At 70.7% G+C, this 19,092-nt stretch carries 21 protein-coding genes; 4 read left to right on the top strand and 17 right to left on the bottom strand.

Annotation, left to right across the window (positions count from 1 at the left end):
• Positions 1-41: 41 nt before the first annotated feature.
• Positions 42-488, top strand: a complete 447-nt coding sequence (locus C470_RS05815) for a DUF5788 family protein (RefSeq protein WP_007994573.1) — start codon at positions 42-44, stop codon at positions 486-488.
• Positions 489-507: 19 nt separating this feature from the next.
• Here C470_RS05815 and C470_RS05810 read toward each other — a convergent pair whose 3' ends face one another.
• The 6 genes from C470_RS05810 to C470_RS05785 all read right to left on the bottom strand — a co-directional run bounded on the left by C470_RS05810 (position 508) and on the right by C470_RS05785 (position 5,699).
• Positions 508-978, bottom strand: coding sequence for a Rieske (2Fe-2S) protein (locus tag C470_RS05810; RefSeq protein ID WP_004596577.1), 471 nt, complete (start codon positions 976-978; stop codon positions 508-510).
• A gap of 87 nt (positions 979-1,065) precedes the next feature.
• Positions 1,066-1,665, bottom strand: coding sequence for a DUF5789 family protein (locus tag C470_RS05805; protein WP_008365890.1), 600 nt, complete (start codon positions 1,663-1,665; stop codon positions 1,066-1,068).
• 78 nt (positions 1,666-1,743) lie between these two features.
• Complete coding sequence (locus tag C470_RS05800) at positions 1,744-2,685, bottom strand: aminotransferase class IV (RefSeq protein ID WP_008365889.1); 942 nt, start codon at positions 2,683-2,685, stop codon at positions 1,744-1,746.
• Positions 2,678-3,331, bottom strand: coding sequence for an anthranilate synthase component II (locus C470_RS05795; RefSeq protein WP_004596574.1), 654 nt, complete (start codon positions 3,329-3,331; stop codon positions 2,678-2,680). Before C470_RS05795 ends, C470_RS05800 begins: the two co-directional genes overlap by 8 nt.
• Positions 3,328-5,067 (bottom strand): anthranilate synthase component I family protein, encoded by a 1,740-nt coding sequence (locus C470_RS05790; protein WP_008365887.1) that lies wholly within the window; start codon positions 5,065-5,067, stop codon positions 3,328-3,330. Before C470_RS05790 ends, C470_RS05795 begins: the two co-directional genes overlap by 4 nt.
• Before the next feature lie 56 nt (positions 5,068-5,123).
• Positions 5,124-5,699, bottom strand: coding sequence for a helix-hairpin-helix domain-containing protein (locus tag C470_RS05785; protein ID WP_008365885.1), 576 nt, complete (start codon positions 5,697-5,699; stop codon positions 5,124-5,126).
• 104 nt (positions 5,700-5,803) lie between these two features.
• On the opposite strand from C470_RS05785, the gene C470_RS05780 reads away from it, so the two are divergent.
• Positions 5,804-6,262, top strand: coding sequence for a hypothetical protein (locus C470_RS05780; RefSeq protein WP_008365883.1), 459 nt, complete (start codon positions 5,804-5,806; stop codon positions 6,260-6,262).
• A 413-nt stretch (positions 6,263-6,675) separates the two neighbouring features.
• Here the strand turns inward: C470_RS05780 and C470_RS05775 are convergent, their stop codons facing one another.
• The 5 genes from C470_RS05775 to C470_RS05755 form a co-directional block, all read right to left on the bottom strand.
• Positions 6,676-7,500: a shikimate dehydrogenase gene (locus C470_RS05775; RefSeq protein WP_008365881.1), complete on the bottom strand. Its 825-nt coding sequence runs from the start codon at positions 7,498-7,500 to the stop codon at positions 6,676-6,678.
• 72 nt (positions 7,501-7,572) lie between these two features.
• Positions 7,573-8,709 (bottom strand): DUF373 family protein, encoded by a 1,137-nt coding sequence (locus C470_RS05770; protein ID WP_004599694.1) that lies wholly within the window; start codon positions 8,707-8,709, stop codon positions 7,573-7,575.
• A gap of 85 nt (positions 8,710-8,794) precedes the next feature.
• The gene (gene sppA / locus C470_RS05765; protein ID WP_008365878.1) at positions 8,795-9,730 is read right to left on the bottom strand and encodes a signal peptide peptidase SppA; all 936 of its coding nucleotides are present in this window, start codon (positions 9,728-9,730) and stop codon (positions 8,795-8,797) included.
• A gap of 156 nt (positions 9,731-9,886) precedes the next feature.
• Entirely contained in the window at positions 9,887-10,810 is a 924-nt protein-coding gene (locus C470_RS05760) for a coiled-coil protein (RefSeq protein WP_004596565.1), read from the bottom strand.
• 248 nt (positions 10,811-11,058) lie between these two features.
• Entirely contained in the window at positions 11,059-11,736 is a 678-nt protein-coding gene (locus tag C470_RS05755; protein WP_004596564.1) for a 2,5-diamino-6-(ribosylamino)-4(3H)-pyrimidinone 5'-phosphate reductase, read from the bottom strand.
• Positions 11,737-11,831: 95 nt separating this feature from the next.
• Between C470_RS05755 and C470_RS16355 the strand changes: the two genes are divergently transcribed.
• Together C470_RS16355 and C470_RS05745 are read left to right on the top strand one after the other, a co-directional pair.
• Complete coding sequence (locus C470_RS16355; RefSeq protein WP_193365831.1) at positions 11,832-11,957, top strand: transporter; 126 nt, start codon at positions 11,832-11,834, stop codon at positions 11,955-11,957.
• Positions 11,958-11,996: 39 nt separating this feature from the next.
• Positions 11,997-12,455, top strand: coding sequence for a VOC family protein (locus C470_RS05745; RefSeq protein ID WP_008365875.1), 459 nt, complete (start codon positions 11,997-11,999; stop codon positions 12,453-12,455).
• 16 nt (positions 12,456-12,471) lie between these two features.
• Here the strand turns inward: C470_RS05745 and C470_RS05740 are convergent, their stop codons facing one another.
• From C470_RS05740 to C470_RS05715, 6 genes are all read right to left on the bottom strand, one after another.
• Entirely contained in the window at positions 12,472-13,719 is a 1,248-nt protein-coding gene (locus tag C470_RS05740; RefSeq protein ID WP_008365874.1) for an RNA-guided endonuclease InsQ/TnpB family protein, read from the bottom strand.
• A 190-nt stretch (positions 13,720-13,909) separates the two neighbouring features.
• Positions 13,910-14,116 (bottom strand): hypothetical protein, encoded by a 207-nt coding sequence (locus C470_RS05735; protein ID WP_008365872.1) that lies wholly within the window; start codon positions 14,114-14,116, stop codon positions 13,910-13,912.
• Positions 14,117-14,199: 83 nt separating this feature from the next.
• On the bottom strand, positions 14,200-16,341 hold the full coding sequence (gene metG, locus C470_RS05730; RefSeq protein ID WP_008365869.1) for a methionine--tRNA ligase: 2,142 nt from the start codon (positions 16,339-16,341) through the stop codon (positions 14,200-14,202).
• A gap of 309 nt (positions 16,342-16,650) precedes the next feature.
• The gene (locus C470_RS05725) at positions 16,651-17,565 is read right to left on the bottom strand and encodes a thiamine-phosphate synthase family protein (protein WP_008365867.1); all 915 of its coding nucleotides are present in this window, start codon (positions 17,563-17,565) and stop codon (positions 16,651-16,653) included.
• Positions 17,562-18,182, bottom strand: a complete 621-nt coding sequence (dcd, locus tag C470_RS05720) for a dCTP deaminase (RefSeq protein ID WP_004596550.1) — start codon at positions 18,180-18,182, stop codon at positions 17,562-17,564. Before dcd ends, C470_RS05725 begins: the two co-directional genes overlap by 4 nt.
• A 92-nt stretch (positions 18,183-18,274) precedes the next feature.
• The gene (locus C470_RS05715; RefSeq protein ID WP_004596549.1) at positions 18,275-19,018 is read right to left on the bottom strand and encodes a YIP1 family protein; all 744 of its coding nucleotides are present in this window, start codon (positions 19,016-19,018) and stop codon (positions 18,275-18,277) included.
• Positions 19,019-19,092 lie beyond the last annotated feature (74 nt).

Genomic DNA, 19,092 nt, shown 5'->3' with positions numbered 1-19,092 from the left:
GGGCGAAGGAGCGAAGTGCGCCCGCTCCCTACAGACCCGGCGTGAAGGAGTTCGAGCGAAAACAGCTCCTGGAACGGGTCGAGCGGGAGTCTTCGACGATCGGCGTCGACATCCCGGAGTCGATCGAGATCCAGGGCGAGGCGATCGACCTGCGGTCGTTCGTCTTCGAGATCAAGCGCCGGGACTCTGTCCCGCCGGGCGAGCGCGACCGCGTCGAGCGCGCGAAGCGGAACCTCCGGCGCGAGCGGCTCGACCGGCTCGAACCCATCGAGGAGAACGAGGTGAGCTACGAGGAGGGCGAGCGGCTGGCGTCGTCGATAATCGGCATCGACCGCGCGCTGGAGGCGCTGGAGGGGCTCGACGCGCCCGATCCGGAGACCGAGGCGAAGCGGCAGGAGGCGGCCGACCAGAAGCGGTGGATGAACTTCTTAAAGAAGGCGCTCGGGCGCGAGGACGCCGGCGGCGGGAGCGGCCGCACGCGGTTCTGACCGGTCCTCTTCGGGAGGTTCAGTTCCCGGTGAAATCGATCCGCGAGCCGCTGCCGTCGCCCTTCCCCGCTGAGGGGCCGAGCCGGACGAACTCGTAGCCGTCGTCGTCGAGGTACACCGCGTCGCCGTCGACCGTCACGTCGACCGATTCGAGGACGGCGCCCTCGCAGGGGCCGAAGTTACAGTAGCCGCCGTCGGCCTCGAACGTCGCGCCGTGGGTCTGACAGAACACCTCGCCGTCGCGCACGAACGCGCCGTCGTCCTTGTCGAGCCGGACGTCCGTCCAGTGTTGACAGTAGTTCCGGAACGCGCGCACCTCGCCGGCGGCCCGCGTGAGGACCGCCTCGACCTCGGGGTCCCCGTCCTCGCCCTCGCCGAGGTCGCCCTCGCCCTCGTCGACCGACTCGGGGTCGACCGGGCGCAGCGTCGCGAGCAGCGTGCTCTCCTCGGGAACCTCCTCGACGCCGGCGATCCGGCGGTGCTCGTCCATGTCCGTGCGAGGCCGGCGACCGGCTTGAACGTTGTGCGTTCCCGCGTCGAGGACGACTTCCCCGGTCCGACGCGGGCCGGAGTCCCCTCAGACCCCGAGCCACTCGTCGTCGCGCACCTCGTAGCCGTGTTTCCGACAGTACTTCGCGGCCTGTCGGCGCACGTCTCGCGACCCGGGGACCGTCTCCTTCTCCGCGACCCGGTCGGCGACCCAGTCGGCGATCGCGCGGACGCCCTCGTCGTCGTCGAGCTCGTCGACGTCGCTCAGCGCGCGGAAGGTCCGCTCGAACGCCTCGTGTTGCGACCGGCCGAACTCCTCGTTCTCGAGCGTCGCGGCCGCCTCGACGACCCGCTTCATCGCGGCCGCGACCGCCGGGCGACGGACGCGCTCCCGGACGGTCGCGGGCGTGTCGAACGCCTCCATGTCGGCGTCGGGGAGCAGGTCGGCGACGGCGTACACGCGGGTCGACGATTCGAGTTCGCGCTCGCCGACCGCGGCGACGATCTCGCGGCCCGTCGCCGGGAACGTCAGCGGTTCGAGCGCCGCCTCGAACTCGTCGACCTCGTCGGGGTCGATCGGGGGCTCGGCCTCGTCGCCGCGCTCCAGCTCGGCCTCGACGTCGCGCTTGCGCTGTCGGCGGTCCTCGTCTGCGGCCTGTTTCTCTCGTCCGTCCTTGTCGTCTGCCATCCCTCATCTACGGCTCCCGTCGGGATAACGGTGTGGTCAAAATTGGCGGCGAAACCGCTTCTGCGGCGGGAAATCCGATCACAACCGCTCGCCGTCGTAGTACCCCTCTTCGATCCGCCGGTCGAACAGCCGCGAGAGGAGCGTCGTGAGCGGCCCGGCGACCCCCTCGCCGTCGCCGTCGACCGCGATGCCGTCGACGGTCGTCACGGGTCGGATCTCCCACGTCGAGTTCGTGAGGAAGACCTCGTCGGCCTCGCGGACCGCGTCCGGCGCGTACGTCCCCTCCTCGACCGGGATCCCCTCCGACTCCGCGACCTCGATCACGGTCCGCCTGGTGACGCCGGGCAGGATCGGCCCGTCGAGCGAGGGGGTCTTGAGGGCCGTCCCGTCGACGAAGAAGAGGTTCGCGGTCGCGCCCTCGGCGACGTTGCCGTCGGGGTCGAGCATCAGCGCCTCGTCGGCGTCGGTGACGCGGAGCTCCAGGCGGGCGAGGATTCCGTTGAGGTAGTTGTGCGTCTTGGCCGCGGCCGGGATCGCGCGGTCCGCGACCTTGCGCGTCTTCGTCGTCTGGAGCGCGGCGGGGCCGTCGTGGACGGGATCGCTCCCGACGCCGCCCCGCGGGAGCGGCTTCGCGATGACGACGACGGTGGGGTCGACCTCGGGCTGCGGGTCGAGCGTGCCGGGCTGGACCCCCCGCGAGATCGAGAGCTTCACGTACGCGTCCGCGAGGTCGTTCGCGGCCAGCGTCTCGTCGACCCGCCGCTTCAGCTCCGCGTCGGCGACCCCGTGGTCGAGCGCCAGCGTCTCGCAGGTGTCCGCGAGGCGCTCCGCGTGCGCCTCCCACCGGAAGACGTCGCCGCCGTACGCGCGGATCGTCTCGAAGGCGGCGTCGCCGTAGGCGAACCCGCGGTCCTCCACCGAAACGGTCGCCTCCGGGGCGGGGACGAGGTCGCCGTCGACGTGGTACCGCAGCGGGTCGTCGTCGCCGGCCGCCTCGGACCCTTCGCCGTCGTCACTCATGCGCCTCGCACCCCTCCACGAAGTTCCGGACCATGCGCTTCCCGCGCGGCGTGAGGATGCTCTCCGGGTGGAACTGGACGCCGACGTGGGGCTTCTCGCGGTGGCGCACGCCCATCACGACCTCTCGCTCCTCGTCGGTGCGCGCGGTCTCGACCAGCTCGTCCGGGAGGTCCTCGCGCTCGACGCACAGCGAGTGGTAGCGCCCGACGCGGAGCCGGTCGGGGAGGCCGGCGAAGACGCCCTCGCCGTCGTGGCTGATCGTCGAGGGCTTCCCGTGGACGACCTCGGGCGCGTGGCCGACGCGGCTCCCGCGGCTCGCGCACAGCGCCTGATGGCCGAGGCAGACGCCGAACACTGGCCGGTCGAGCTCGAAGACCGCTGTCGAAATCCCCGCCTCCGCGGGGGTTCCCGGGCCCGGCGAGACGACGACGCCGTCCGGGTCGAGCGCGCGGATCCCCGCGAGGTCGACCGCGTCGTTCCGCCGGACCGTCACCGCGCCGGCGACCTCGCCGACGTACTGGACGAGGTTGTACGCGAACGAGTCGTAGTTGTCGACGACGAGGACCCGCGCGTCGGACTCGCCCGCGCCGGGGCGCCAGCCGTCCCTCCCCTCCGTCGGCTCCGAGTCAGTGCTGCCGCCCGTCATCGCTCGACCGCCTCCTCGGTCGGCTCGTCGACCTCCCCGATCGCCTCGCCGACCGCCATCCCGCCGGCGGCGAGCGCCTCGTCGACGGCGCTCACGAGGGCGCGGGCCTTCGCGAGCGTCTCCTCGTACTCGGCGTCCGGGTCGGAGTCGTGGACGATCCCGGCCCCGACCCGGAGGTGGTACTCGGCGGCGTGGCGCACGAGCGTCCGAATGACGATGTTCAGCGTCGCGCGCCCGTCGAACCCGGCCGCGAACATCGACCCGGTGTACGGCCCCCGGCGCGTCGGCTCCAGCTCGTCGATTATCTCCATCGTCCGCGGCTTCGGCGCGCCCGTGATGGTCCCGCCGGGGAAGCAGGCGGCGACCGCGTCCGCGAACCCGGCGTCCGGGCGGGCCTCCCCCTCGATCAGGCTCACGAGGTGCATCACCTCGCTGTAGCGGTCGACGCGGCGGTACTCCGCGACGTCGACCGTGCCGAACCGCGACACCTTCCCGAGGTCGTTGCGCTCTAAGTCGACCAGCATCGCGTGTTCGGCGCGCTCCTTCGCGTCGCCGGTCAGCTCGGTCTCCAGTCCGGCGTCCGCCGCCTCCGAGTCCCCCCGCGGTCGCGTCCCCGCGATCGGCTCCGTGACGAGCCGCGCGCCGCGCTCGGGGTCGTCGGTCGGCTCGCGTTCCAGGAGGAGCTCCGGGCTCGCGCTCACGAGGTCGACGCCGCTCGGCCGGTCGGACTCGGTTTCGCCGGTCCCGGCCTCTCCGCTCCCGCCGAACTCGATCAGCCCGGAGTACGGCGCCGGGTTCACCTCGCGGAGCGCGTCGTACGCCTCGACCGCGTGGACCGCGGCCGGCGCGGTGAGCCGCTGGGAGACGTTCGCCTGGAACGTGTCGCCCTCGCGAATGTACTCCTTGACCCGCCGGACCGCGTCGGCGTACCCCTCCCGGCCCACGTCGCTCTCGAAGGTCGCGCTCTCGGCGGTCGGGTCCGGCGCCGGTCCCGCTGCCGGATCGCCGTTCTCGATCCGGTCTATCAGGTCGGCGGCCCGCGTCCGTCCCTCCTCGAACAGCGAGTCGAGCGCGTCGCGGTCGTCGTCGGGGTCGTCGAGCCCCGCCGGAACCCGGGGACAGGCGGTGACGCGGAGCGTGACGGTCCCGTCGACGTCACCGTCGCCGCCGTCCACCGGACACTCCCACGCCGCGATCCGGTCGAAGAGCGCGGCCCGGAGCCGCGGGAGCCCCCGGTCGTCGACCGCGCCGGGGCCGTCGGGCGCCGCCGGCGGGAAGTCCTCCAGTTCGCGGGCGGCGTCGTAGGAGAGCCAGCCGAACGCGCCGCAGGGGTACGGCACCTCGCAGTCCCCGCGGGCCAGCCGCTCGCCGTCGAGGACGCCCTCCAGCGCCGCGAGCGAGGGCGAGGGGCGCCGGTAGTCGCCCGCGGTCCCGGAGTCGTCTCCGTCGCCGGACCGCTCCGGGCTGCTGTCAGATCGCTCCGGGTCGCCGTCCGCGACGACCGCTTCGCCGGAGACGGTCAGCCGCTCGACCGGGTCGACGCCGAAGTACCCCCACCCGGACTGGCCGCCGGTCGTCTCGTAGAAGACGCCGCCGGGGCCGTCGCGCGCCCGGCGGTAGGCCGCGAAGGGGTCGTCGACGGCGACCCGGAGTTCGACCGGTACCCTCGCGCCGTCCGGCGCCACGGCGGCGACCGCGCGGAACCGGTCCCGGTCGGTGTGTACCGTTCGCCTCATGGAACCCTGTTCGGCGGGGGCGGTGAAACAGTTGCGGTCGTCGGAACCGGTCGACCTCAGAACTCGCTCGCGCGGTCGATCCACGTCGCGGCGCGCTTCTCGCCGACGCTCGTCCCCTCGGCCACCGCGGCGGCGTCCGCGCCGGCGAGGTCGTCGACCGTCTCGATGCCGATCTCCGCGAGGCGCTCGGCGTACGCCGGGCCGATCCCCTTGATCTCCTCGACGCTCGGGCCGCGGTCGTCGTCGGCCTCGTCGACGTCGGCGGCCGCCTCGTCCTCGGCGTCGTCGACGTCGGCCTCGCCGTCCTCGGCCGCCGCGGCCTCCGCCGGTTCGGCCGCCGTCTCGGCGTCGCTCGCGGCCGCCTCCTCGCCGACGAGCGACTCGGTCGAGGCGGCGGCCTCCGTCTCCGCGGCGACCGGCTCGTCGTCCTCATCTGCCTCGTCCGCCGCGGCGGCCGCCGACCCGGCCTCGTCCGCCGGTTCGTCGTCCGCATCGGGCGCCTCGGCGGCCGGCTCGGACTCGGCCGCCGGCTCCGATTCGCGCTCGACCGTCACTTCCGTCTCGCCGGACTCGCGCTCGCCCGAACCGCTCCCGAATCCGAGCTTCTCTTTGAGCTTCTGGAGTAGAGCCATTGCCGGCGGCTACACGTGCGAGATATTTAAAAACCGTCTCCGACGCAACCGCCCGCCGCCGCCGTCCCGCCGGTTTATAAGTGGGGCCGGCGCCATCCGACCGTATGGACGTTCTCAATCCGGTCATGTGGTCGGTCCACGTCGGCTTCGCCGTCCTCTGGGTCGGCAGCGTGCTGTTCGTCACCCTCGCGGTCCTCCCGCCCGCGCTCCGCGGCGACATCGGCGGCGACGCGCTCGGCTCGGTCGTCGGCCGCCTGCGCTGGATCACCCGGATCGGCGCGATCGCGTTCGTCGCCACCGGCGGCCACATGGCCGGCACGCTGTACACGTTCGAGGGGCTGACGGGGTCGCCCCGCGGCCACCTCGTGTTGACGATGCTCGGCCTGTGGTTCGTCGGCACCGGGCTCGTCGAGGTCGCCGGCTCGAAGCTGGCCGACGGCCTCGACGCCGGCAAGCTCCGGGAGCCCGCTCGCGACGCGAAGCCGTTCCTCTACGGCGCGTCCGCCGTCTCCGTCGGGCTGATCGTCACCGCCGGGCTGCTCGCGAGTCCTGGATTGTTTTAACGAGGCTTAGTTCGGGTAGTCGGGTTCCTTTAAGATGTCATCGACAGCTTATAAATAGCTAATAGCAGATCGGCGGCGAATAGCTCCAAAGCCCCAGTCGCTCGCTTATAAACGGCTGACAACAGATCGGCGGAGGATACCTCCAAAGCCCCAGCCGTGAGGCGGGCGCACGCTCGCTGTGTTCCTCGGTCGCTCACTCCGTTCGCTCCCTGCGGTACTTGCTTCGCCTGCGCCCGCCTCACGGCTGCCCCTTTGAGTCCCGCCCCGCACAGCACCTCACACCTCCCCAGCCTCGTCAGTCGCCGTCGCTTCGCTCCGGCGACTGACTCCCTCGCGGACGGTTCGCGGCCGCCGGTGGCGGCCGCTCACCGGCGCGCCACCGCAACTTTCTTTATAAACAATTGCTCGACGCCTCACTCCAACTCCGCGCGCAGCGCCGCGTTCATCGCGTCGACGGGCGCGTCCTCGCCGGTCCAGATCTCGAACGCCTCGACGCCCTGGTAGAGGAGCATCCACGCGCCGTCGACCGTCGTCGCGCCCGCGGCGGCGGCCTCGCGCAGCAGTCGCGTCTCGATCGGCGCGTACACCGCGTCGAGGACCGCGAGGTCGCCGTGGAGGTGGTCTGCGGGGACCGGCGTCTCCTCGGGCGCCTCCATCCCGACGCTCGTCGCGTTGACGAGCAGGTCGGCGGTCGCGACGCGGTGGGCGAGGTCGTCGAGGCCGCCGCCGGTCGCGTCCGGCACGTCCGCGGCCAACTCGGTCGCGCGCTCCGCGGTGCGGTTCGCGACGTGGACCGCCGCACCTGCGTCGGCGAGCGCGAACGCGGCCGCCCGTCCCGCGCCGCCCGCGCCGACGACGAGCGCGTCGCGCCCGTCGACGGCCACGTCGTGGTGCGCGAGCGCCCGCGTCACCCCGGCCGCGTCGGTGTTGTGGCCGCGCGGCCGCTCGGCCTCGCCGGCCCGGACCGGCCCGTAGTCGACCGTGTTGACCGCGCCGATGCGCTCGGCGAGCGGGGCGGGGTCGACCGCGTCGAGGGCGTCGCGCTTGAACGGCACCGTCACGTTGAGCCCCGCCACGCCGAGGTCGGCGGCGCCGGCGATCGCCGCGGCCGCGGCGTCGGCGTCCGGCTCGAAGGTCACGTACCGCGCGTCGAGGCCGAGCGCCTCGTAGCCAGCCTCGTGCATCGGCGGCGACAGCGAGTGGCCGACCGGGTTCCCGATCAGTCCGTACACGTCCATGCCCGCTCACGCGGCCGCGACCGACAAAAGGCGGTCGGTCGCGGCCCCGGTCCGCCGGTTCCGACCGGGGATTCACTCCCGCCGGCCGTCGGCGTCCCGCTCCGCGTCGATGACGTCTTCGAGGGTCTCGGTGCCGACGTCGCTGGCGACCTTGACGCCGACGAGCGACACGACGATGCCGCCGACGATGAACGCCGCGAGCTGCTGGACCGGGGTCATCGTCATCCCGTACATCGACAGCGGCTCGTGGATCGCCTCCTGCGCGAGGAAGTAGCCGGCGAACCCGCGGACGACGAGGGCGACCGCGGCGATAACGAACGGGAGGTTGAGGTACGGCGTCCGGATCCCCTCGTCGCGGATCAGCTCGTCGAGGAGCCGGCCCACGGCCGCGGTCACGCCGGCGACGGCGAACCACGGGACCGCCGCGTAGGCGAACTCAACGACCTCGACGATCCGGGGCGACCCGGGGCCCAGGTCCGAGGCGGCGAGGAAGCCGAAGAACCCGCCGACCAGCGCCAGCCCGCCCGCCACCACGTACGTCACGACCGACACCTGCCCGGCGTACAGCGCCTCGCGGACCCGCTCGGGCATGCCCGCCACGAACCGGTCGATCGCGAGTCCTTTATAAAGGAGCGCGGCGCCGAGCAGGCCGGCGACGCCCGCGATCGCCTCGCCGGCGGAGAACTGGGAGAACAGCACGGGCAAGAGCAGCAGCGCGACGCCGATGGGGACCAGCACCGTCGACCGCAGCTGCTCGTCGGCGAGGAACTGCTTCAGCAGGTAGTAGGTGGACTCGATGTCGCGGGCCTGGCGGACGACGACGCGGTCGACCGAGTCGACCGGGATCCGCGACTCCACGACCGGGAGGACCCGTTCGTCCTCCGCGGAGTCGACGACGACGATCGCGGCCCGCGGGTCGTACCGGTCCACGAGGTCGTCGAGCTGGGAGGCGATGGAGCGGTCGGCGCCGACCGCCGTGTCGCTCTCGGCGGAGACGACCGCCACCACCGACTCCTCGCGCTCGTCCCTGAGGTCGCGCGCGACGCGCAGCGACTCCAGCAGGCAGTTCACGCTGGCGTCCTCGGGGTCGTCCAGCCCGGCGTCCGTGACCAGCGACCGGACGGCCTCCCAGCCGGCGACCGGCATCGGGACGTTGGTGGCGCGACCGATCGCCCCGGACCGGTCGACGCAGATGACCAGCGTCGTCACGTGTCGTTCCACACCGCGGCCGGACAAAAATCCTCCCCGTTGGCCGCCCCGCGGCGTTCGGTCACCCCAGCCGCTCTCTCGCCCGCTATCGGAGTTCCACGTCGACGTCGCCGCCGTCGTCGACGAAGGCGTCCGAGACGCCGCTCCCGGCGGCGAACGCGACGCGCTCGGCGCCGATGCCGAGCCGCTCTGCGAGCCCCCGGTCCGGGGTGAACTCCCGGACCGCTGGTTCCGTCCCGAGCAGGTCGGCGAGCCGGTCCTCGACGTCGTCCTCGGTGCCAAGCTCGTCGACGAGCCCGAGCTCCGCGGCGTCGTCGCCGAGGTACACCCGCGCCTCGGTCTCGCGGATCTCCTCGGGGTCCATGTCGCGCCCCTCGCTCACGGTCTCGACGAACTGCTCGTAGTAGCCGTCGATGATCCCCTGGAGGTACTCGCGCTCGTCCTCCTCGATCTCCTTCAGCGGGACGCCGGCGTCCTTGTACTCGCCGGCGGTGAACTGCTCGTAGGAGATGCCGAGCTTGTCCGCCAGCCCCTTCGCGTTCGGCCGGGACCCGACGACGCCGATGGAGCCAACGAGGCTGGCGTCGCGGGCCCACAGCTCGTCGCAGCCGCTCGCGATCCAGTAGCCGCCGGACGCGCAGAGGTCGGTCGCGTACGCCACCGTCGGCCCGTCGAAGTCGGCGGCGGCCCGCCGGATGTCGTCGCTCGGGACGACCTCGCCGCCGGGCGTGTTGAGCTCGACGAGCAGCGCCTCGACGTCCTCGTCCTCGTCGGCCGCCTCGATCTGCTCGACCACGTCGTCCGCGGTCGCGCCGCCCGGGCCCGACAGCGGCGAGGGTCGCCCCTGATTCCGCCGGATCGGTCCCGACACGGTCACCTTCGCCGTGTTGTACTCGTCCGCGTCACCGAACCGCCCGCCGGTGAGGCGCCCGAGGAGCGCGCGGCCCGCGATCGTCGTCGCCGCACCCACCGCGGCGGCCGCGAGCAGCCCCTTCCGTCCGTTCGTCGGCGCGTCGTCCATACCAGCGATTGACGGCGCACGCGTTTATAAGCCGTGGCCGGCGCCGACCGTCGCCGCCGGCCCCGGCTCGATCGTCGCGGCCGCGACGCTGCCCGTCACGCCACTCGTCGCGAAAAACCGCAGAAAACCGCGTCGGAACCGGGGGACTCGACCGACTTACAGGAGGCCGGTCTTCTGGAGCTTCATCAGGTCCTCGGTGTCGAGCGTCTCGCCCTCCTTGAACTTCTGATAGATCTCCTCGGCCTCTTCCTTCTCCTCTTCGCGCTTCTCGGCGCGCTCGTCCTGCCGCTCCTCCTCCTCCTTCTTGTCGAGCTCGCGCAGGCGCTTCTGGACGCGGACGAAGTCCTCGTGATGGCGGTCGGCCGCCTCCTGGGCCTCGACGAAGAGCTCGTGCATCTCGTCGGCCTCGTCGCGGATGTCGTCGGCCTCGCGGTAGGCCTCGATCATCTGGTTGTGGTGCTCCTGGGCCTTGTCCGCGAGCTCCGTCACCTTCTGGTGGTGCTGGGACGCCTCGGATCGGACCTCCTCGGCCTCCTCGACGAGCTCGTCGAGCTCGCTCGTGTCGTCGACCTTCTCCTTCTTCTCGGCGAGCTTCTCGCGTTTGTCGTCGATCTTCTCGATGAGCTCGCGCTCGTCTTCCGCGTCGAGCACCTCGGTCTGCTGGCGGAACTCGAGGTCCTCGATCTCCTCTTCGAGCTCCTCGATGGACTTGCCGGAGCCGAGCTCGAGGTCCTGTTTGAGCTCCTCGACCTCGTCGAACAGCTCGTTGGCCTCGGCGTTGAGCTCGTTGCGCTTGTCCTTGTGCTCCTGGACCTGCTCGTTGAGCTCGTCGCGCTGCTCGCGGTGTTCCTGGGCCTCGTCGACCTTCTCGCGCGTCTTCGCGTTGAGGTCGTCGCGCTTGGAGGCGCGCTCGGACGCCATCTGGTTCAGCTCGTTGCGTCGGTCTCGCAGCTGGCCGGCGCGTTTGATGAGCTGACCCTTGGAGCCGTTCTCCAGGTCGTCCTCAGAAAGGTCCACGTTGTCCGCCTCGTCCATCGGTTCCACGTCGTACTGCTCGATGACTTCTTCTTTCGTTACCATTTGTTATCTCTCCATCACCGCTCCGGCGATAGCGGACGCTCGCTGTGGTGCGTCGGGCCGTCTGCAAGAACTCCCGTTCATTTCAGCGTGCGATTCCACCAGCGCCAGAGGCGTTCTGGTACCCGCAACTACCCCCGGCCGATACATAAATACTTCGGTGATTTTCGTGCGTACCGGTGCCACGGCGCGTGTACCCGACGATTCTTGTGGTTACCGTTCACACGGGTCCGGGGATCGACGGCCGCCGATCAGGACTCGCCGGCGTCCCCGACCTCGTACGAGAGGACGACCCCGTCGTCGAGTCGTTCCGTCTCCGCGAGCGTCAGTTCTGGGAACCCCTCGGTGAAGCCGGCGCCGTCCGCCAGCGTAGGGGCGTCGCGGCCGCCGATCACGAGCGAGCCGACGTAGACGTGGAGCTCGTCCACCACGCCGGCCTCGAAGCAGGAGAAGATCACCTCGCCGCCCCCCTCGACCATCAGGCGGTCGACGCCGCGGTCGGCGAGCGCATCGACCCCCTCGGCGACGTCGACGCGCTCCTCGCCGGCCACGATCACCTCCGCGCCCGCGTCGGCGAGCGCCTCCCGTCGCTCTCGGTCGGTCGCGGCCGAGACGAGCAGGTACGTCGTCGCCGCGTCGTCGAGGATCCGGGCGTCGGTCGGCGTCCGGCCGGTGGAGTCGACCACCACGCGGGCGGGGTCGCCGGGTCGCCCGTTCCGCAGGCGCTCGACGCGGCGGTCCTCCTCGTCGAGCGTGAGGCGCGGGTCGTCCGCGAGGACCGTCCCGACCCCCACGAGCACCGCGTCCGCGGCCGCCCGGACGCGGTCGACCCGATCGAAGTCCTCGGGCCCGGAGATCCGGAGCTGTTCCCGGCGGCGGGTGGCGAGCTTCCCGTCGACGCTCTGGGCCGCGTTGACGACCACGTGCATACGCGAGGGTCGTCCGGACGCGGAATGGTCGTTTCGGTCGGGTGGCGGTCGATCCCGTCCCAACGCGTATCCGGCGCGAGACCGAACCGACCCCCATGAGAACGTCGACGATTCTCATCCTGGTCGGCGCGCTCCTGTTCGTCCTCCCGGTCCCGGGCACGTTCGTCCTCGGGGCGCTGGTCGCGCTCGCGGGCCTCGCCGCTCGCCTCTTCGGGCTCTGACCCGACACGGTTTAGCCGGCCCCGACCGAGCGCCCACCCGTGTCCGACCCAACCGCGCACCACGTCGGGATCACCGTGTCCGACCTCGACCGCGCCGTCGAGTTCTACGCCGAGACGTTCGACCTCGACGTCGTCGCCGAGTTCACCGTCGGCGGCGACGCCTTCGCCGAGGCGGTCGCCGTCGACGGCGCCGCTGCCGAGTTCGCCCACCTCGACGCCGACGGCGTCCGCGTCGAACTCGTCGCGTACGACCCCGCCGTCGACTCCGGCGGCGACCCCGACCTGAACAGCCCCGGGGCGACCCATCTCGGGCTCACGGTCGACGACGTCGAGGCGTTCTACGCCGACCTCGCGGACGACGTCGAGACGCTGAGCCCGCCGCGGACGACCGAGAGCGGGACGACGGTGCTGTTCGTTCGGGACCCGGAGGGGAACGTAAACTACCCTACCCTACTCCCTCGGCGCTCCGCGCCTCGGTCCTTGAGGGTAGGGCTTTGATGTGGACTCCCGGCAATCAGTCGCCAGCAAGAGGCTGGTGACTCTCACCGTTCAACGTCCCACCATTCACACGCACGTCTACTTGTGCGTCTCCGCTCCCCGACTTGGGCGAGGAACGGAGTTTGTGTTGCCGCTTCCGAGCGTACCGCACGCCAATATTCTTTGCAGCGTTGTAATCCGCGTTCACTTCATACCCACACTTCTGGCACTCGAACTGTTCGCCGTGGCGGTTGCCGTCGTGTGTAAAGCCACAGTCCGTCCGAGAACAGCGTTGAGATGTGTGGTTCGGCTCGACTTGCTCCACGGAGACCCCCTGTTCAGGGGCTTTGTAGGAGACGTACTCAAACAGGCGTCGGAACGCCCAAACGTGGTGCCACTTCGCGTCCGGAAGCCGCTCTCGAATGTCACTCAAGTCCTCGAACGCGATTACGTCGCAGTCGTGTTCGACGGCTTCCGAGACGAGTTCGTTGGCGATCGTGTGGATGTACTGTTTGCGCCAGGCTTCTTCACGCTTCCCGAGGCGAAGCAGGGCCTTGTGTGCGGCCTGCGTGCCGCGCCGTTGTATCTCGCCACGTCGCTTCTCGAACTCACGACACCAGTGGTCGTAGTCGTCCCCCTGCCAAAACGTGCCGGTTGAGGACACAGCGAGGCTGTTGACGCCGAGGTCGATACCGAGGACCGTTTGGTCGGAGTGCCCGGCATCTTCCGAAACCTCATCGTCACCGTCTGTCCGCCGCGTCGAAATGTTGAGGTAGAACTCGTCAGTGGCCGCGTCGTACCGAAGCGTACTCTCGCGGAACTCGTAGTTCTCGGAGAGTACGTACCGCTCGTAGGGCGTCGGACTGTCTGCCGGGAGAACAAACGAGGGTTCGACTCGGCCCTCAACAGTTGCCAGTGACACCTTGTTCCGGTAGAAGGTCGCGCTCCGCGTGTCGTAGTCCATCGTTTCGGCGGTGAACGTCGGTTGAGAGACGCGCTGTCCCTTTTTCCACCGTTCAACACACGCTTTGACGGCTTCGACAGCGCGTTTGATAGCGGCTTGGACAAGTTGGGCCTGTAGGTCCGTCTCCTCTCGAAGGTCGGCGTAGAGCGCGTCGCGAACCTCTCGCTTGTTGGTCTTACACTGGGTGTAGGAGGTGTCGGACCAACAGTAGTCGGCGGTTCGTTTCGCGCAGTACAGGTATTGTTCGGCGGTTCGGTGGAGTGCGTCGCGTTGCTCGTCGGAAACGGCGAGTTTCACGACGGCGGTTCGACGCACGCCCATAGTTTCAGAGAGTACCGGACGGTATTTATATTCTTGGGAGTCAGTCGGTCGCTGTGTGGCGGTTGTGTCGCCCCACGTCGGTTTCCTCCGACCTACTCGCTCACTCCGTTCGCTCCTTGAGGTTGGGGCTCCACCTCGAAAATGCTGAGGCGGGTGTCGGACCGTGGGGCGACCGGACCGCGGCCGACCGCTACCGTTTGCCCGCCTCGCGCATCACGAGCAGCGACAGCGGGAGGCTCGCGGCCACGAGCCCGTACGCGCCGCCGAGGATCGACTCGACGCCGAACTCGGGCGCGAGGAGGTAGCCGGCCGCGAACCCGACCGGGTCGCAGACGACCGCGACGAGGAGTAGCCGTGCCTGAAACGAGAGCGCGTCGAACCACGCGAGGAGGGCCATTACGAACGGTCCTGCGCTCCGCGATCAGATAAAAGTTCGAGCGGACGCGCGGGTCCGGCGGCTGTCGCGGCCCCGTGCGGCCCTCACTTCACCTTCGTACCCGGTCCGGCGTCCTCGTAGGTGGTGAGTAGGTCGGCCTCCTCGCCGGCCGCGAGGACCATCCCGTTCGACTCGACGCCGAACAGCTCGGCCTTCTCCATGTTCGCGAGCACGATCACCTTCGTGTCGGGGAGGTCGCTCACGTCGTGGAGCTGCTTCAGGCCCGCGACGATCGTTCGGGTCTCGGCGCCCAGATCGACGGTGAGCTTCACGAGGTCGTCGGCGCCCTCGATCCCTTCGGCCGCCTCGATCCGCCCCACGCGGATGTCCAGTTCCTGGAAGTCGTCGAAGCTGATGCGGTCGTCGCTGAGGGGTTCGATGTCGGTCATGTCGGTGTCGTCGGTGTCGTCGTCGTTCTCGTCGGCGGCGCTTTCGTCTGCCTCGCTGCCGTCGTCGTCGCTCTCGTCGCCGTCGCCGTCCTCCGACTCGGCGACGCGCGCTTCGAGCTTCTCGTTCAGGTCCTCGACGCGCTCGTCTTCGACCTGCTCGAACAGCTCGGTCGGCTCGCTCAGGTCGCCGGTCGGTCCCTCGCGGGCGGCCTCGACGGTCGCCTCGTGGACGGTGCCGGACTCGCCGAGCTGGGCCCAGAGCCGCTCGCTCTTCTCGGGGGCCAGCGGCTCGAAGAGGACGGCGATCGCCTTCGCGAGCGCGACGCAGTCGTAGATGACCCGTTCCGCCTCCGCGGGCTCCTCGTCGACGAGCTTCCACGGCTCGTTGCGCTGGATGTACTCGTTCCCGTAGCGCGCGAGGTCGGTGACCGCGTCGCCGAGCGCGCGGACGGAGTAGTCGTTGACCGCGGCCGCGAACTCGTCGACCGCCTCGTCGATCCGCGCCGCCACCTCGTCGCTCGGGGCGTCGGCGTCGGGGCCGTCCTCGTAGTTGCGGTGGGCGAAGAGCAGGGAGCGGTAGAGGAAGTTGCCGACGGTGCCCACGAGCTCGGTGTTGACGCGCTCGGCGAACTTCTCCCACGAGAAGTCCACGTCCTGCTGGAACCCGCCGTTGGTCGCGAGGTAGTAGCGCAGCGGGTCGGGGTGGAACCCCTCGTCGAGGTACTCGTCGGCCCAGACCGCGCGGTCGCGGCTGGTCGAAAACCCCTTGCCGCCGAGGGTGACGAACCCGCTCGCCATCACCGCGCGCGGCTCCGCGTGGTCGGTCGCCTCAAGCATCGCGGGCCAGAAGATGGTGTGGTGCTGGATGATGTCGCGGCCGATCACGTGAACGATCTCGCCGCCCTCGGGGTGGTCGTCGCTGACGCCCTCCTTCCAGGCCGCCTCCCAGTCGAACGCGCCGGCGCCGACGCGCTCGGAGTACTGCTTCGTCGAGGAGATGTACTCGATCGGGGCGTCGACCCAGACGTAGAGGACCAGATCCTGCGGGTTCTCCCCCGGCAGGTCGATCCCCCAGTCCATGTCGCGGGTGATACACCAGTCTTGAAGCCCCTGTTCGATCCACTCGCGGGGCTGGTTGCGGGCGTTCGAGGTGCCCTCCAGGCGGTCGAGGAAGTCGGAGAGGTAGTCGGCGAACTCGGAGACCGCGAAGAACTTGTGGGTCCGCTCGCGGTACTCCGCGGGGTTGCCGGTGATCGTCGACTCGGGGTCCTCGACCTCGCCGGGTTCGAGGTGGCGCTGGCACCCCTCGTCGCACTCGTCGCCGCGGGCGTGCGCGCCGCAGTACGGGCAGGTCCCCTCGACGTAGCGGTCGGGGAGGTACTGGTCGTCGACGGGGTCGTACGCGACCATGATCTCTTTCTCGTAGAGGTGGCCGGCCTCGTCGAGGTCGCGGACGAGCTGCTGGGTGATCTCGGTGTTCGTCTCGTCGTGGGTGTGGCCGTAGTTGTCGAAGTCGACGTTGAACTTCGGGAACGTCTCGGCGTAGCGCTCGTGCCAGTCGAGCGCGAACGCCTCGGGGGAGACGCCCTCCTGCTCGGCGTTGACCGCGACCGGCGTGCCGTGCATGTCGGAGCCGGAGACGAACGCGGTCTCTTGGCCGAGCCGTTCGAGCGCGCGGCTGTACACGTCGCCGCCGACGTAGGTGCGGAGGTGACCGATGTGGAGGTCGCCGTTGGCGTACGGCAGTCCACAGGTCACCACCGCCGGGCGATCGGTGGGGAAGTCGTCGTGGCTCATGTGGTGTGTGTATGTCGTGTGTCGGTCGATCGGGTCTAAAGCCCGCTGGTTCGGGGCCGTCGCCGGCGCGGCGATCGGTCGCGGTCGCGGATCGCCGTCCGCTCCGCGGCTCGCGCGATCGACGGCCCGGACGCTGCGGAGGGCGACGGGATTCGCCGCCGCGGCGGCGTCGGCCGCGCTACCGGTCGACGCCGACGCGACGGGTCCACCCGTCGCTAAAAGGAGCGCATCCGCATCCCGGACCGTCGGACGTGTGTCACGTCTCCCGTTTCGCGCGGTTCGGTCTAAAAAGCGTCGCCCGAGGAGCGGTCACAGCAGGTCGCGGACGATCCGCGCCGCCTCCGCGGCGGTCGGAGCGAGGACGTACACGATCGGCTCGACGCCGACCGCGCCGGTCTGGTACAAGACGAGCGTCTCCGTCTCCCCGCCCGCCGGGGGGTCGGCGGCCGCGACCGCGTCGGCGACCGCCTCGCGCGTCGGTCGCTCCGCGTCGAACTCGACGGTCGGGTGGTCGGCCGCGAGCGTGTCGACCGTCTCCGGGTCGTACCGGAGGTTCACGGCGCCCCGGACGGGGGCGCCCGCCTCGCGGGCCGCGAGCAGCACCGTCGCGACGTGTTCGCTCACGCCGAACTCCGGCTCCCCGGGCACCATCGCCCGGCCCTTCACGTCGACGAGCCGGCCGGGGACCGCGGCGACGTCGTCGACGGTGGCGGCGTCGGCGAGGCACTCGGCGACGTTCGCGCCGACGTTCGGGATGAGCCCGGCGAAGCCGGAGGCGTTCGTCAGGGTCCGAAGGCCGCGCCGGACCGAGGTGAGGACGCGCTCGCGCTCGCGAAGCCCGCTGTCGGGGTCGTGGACCGAGAACTCCACGTCCGCCTCGGCGAGCGCGGGCATCGCCGCCTCGTGGAGGTCGGCGAGGAGGTCGCCCTCCTCCAGCTGGCGGATCAGCACCTCGATCTCGACGAGCGCGGCCACCGGCGTGAGGTCGCCGCTCGCGAGCCCCTCGCCCACGCGCTCGACGAGGTTTCGCACGCGCTCGTCGTCGACGATGTCCTCGTGTCTGGCCACGTCGCCGGCGGCGTACTTCGAGACCGCCGACTGGGAGATGCCGAGGGCGTCGGCGACCTCCGACTGCGTGAACCCGCGGTCGCGGAGGTCCTCCGCGAGCATCGAGCGGACGGTCGGCAGGAACTCGTCGACGACGACCTCCTCGATGAACCTCATCGCCCGTCACCCCGCTCCACGTCCGCCGCCCGGTCGGCGTCGTCGAACTCCGGATCGTCGCCGATCCGCGACGCCTGCGGCCCGTCCTGGTTCTGGTACTTCGAGCCGCGCTCGGCGCCGTACGGCCGCTCTGCGGGCCGCTTCAGCTCCGTGAAGGTGAGCTGCGAGACGCGCATTCCGGGCGAGAGCGCCACGGGGGCGGTCCCGAGGTTCGAGAGTTCGAGGGTGATCTGGCCCTCGTAGCCCGGGTCACAGAGGCCCGCGGTCGCGTGGACGACGATCGCGAGCCGGCCGAGCGAGGAACGGCCCTCGACGTGGGCGACGAGGTCGTCCGGGATCGCGACGCGCTCGACGGTGGTCCCGAGGACGAAGTCGCCGGGGTGGAGGATGAACTCGTCGCCCTCGTCGACGGTCGTCTCGGTGACGTACTCGCTCACCTCGCCCGCGTCGGTCGGGTGGATGCAGGGGATGTTGGTGCGCTGGAACTCCAGGAACCGCTCGCCGAGGCGCAGGTCCACGCTCGCGGGCTGGACCTGCTGGTCGACGTCGTCGAGCGGCTCGATCGCGAGGTCACCCTCCGCGAGCCGGTCGAGGATGTCGGCGTCCGACAGGATCATACCGAGAGGGGGAGCGCCGGCGGGTTAAAAACTCCCGAATCCGCGGTCGCCGGCGTCCCCGCGGCTGGCGCGGCCGACCGGTCCGGTGGGACTCAAACCGCCGCGATCACGAGCGCGATCGCGGCGAAGAACGTCGCCACGCCCGCCGCCGCCCCGCGACCGAGGTCGTGTTCGGCCTCCAGCCCGCCGACGACCACGACCCACTGGATCGCGATCGCTACCGCGGACGCGACCAGCAGCGGTCCCGTCGCGCTCGTGATCGCGGCGACGAGGTCCGTCGTGAGCGCCTCGAACGACGACCCCGCGGGAGCCGCGTTCGAGAGCGTGTACCAGATCGCGACGATCCCGGCGCCGAGCCGGAGCAGCTCCGCGCCGAGGGCCCACCCGGCGATCACGAAGGAGTCGGCGACGGAGCCGGAGCCGCCGGCGACGAGCGCCCCGACGTGGAGCGCGAGCGCGAACATCACCCACCAGAGCGGCACGCCCAGCAGGCCGTAGTGGATGTATCCGCCCGCGGCGTCCCGCAGTTCCTCCCCCGCGTCGACCTCGATCCGCTTCGGCTCGTCGCACTGCTCGCCGATCACGGAGTCGGGGTCGTCGCCGAACGTCTCGCAGGTCGACTCCGAGGGGCGATCCGGGTTGTCGACGGTGATCTGCTGGTCGACCGTCGCGTCGAAGACGGCCCCGAGCGCGATGATTCCGACGCTGGTGCCGATCGTGACGACGACCAGCATCGCGACCGCGACGGTCCCGGCTCGGGGGGAGCCGAAGGCGTCGCGGACGCGGTCGATGAGGCTGCCGGGCAGACTCGCGAGGGCGGCGAACGGGGAGGGCATCGGCGGGTCATCGCCGCCGACGGACAAGTGCTTTTCCGCTCGGTGGCGGCGACCGCGGTCCGGGACCGATCCGA

It is taken from the genome of Halorubrum distributum JCM 13561 (assembly GCF_000337395.1).
GTDB lineage: Archaea > Halobacteriota > Halobacteria > Halobacteriales > Haloferacaceae > Halorubrum > Halorubrum distributum.
The sequence above is the reverse complement of the archived record's forward strand: the minus strand, read 5'-3'. Positions and strand labels throughout refer to the sequence as shown.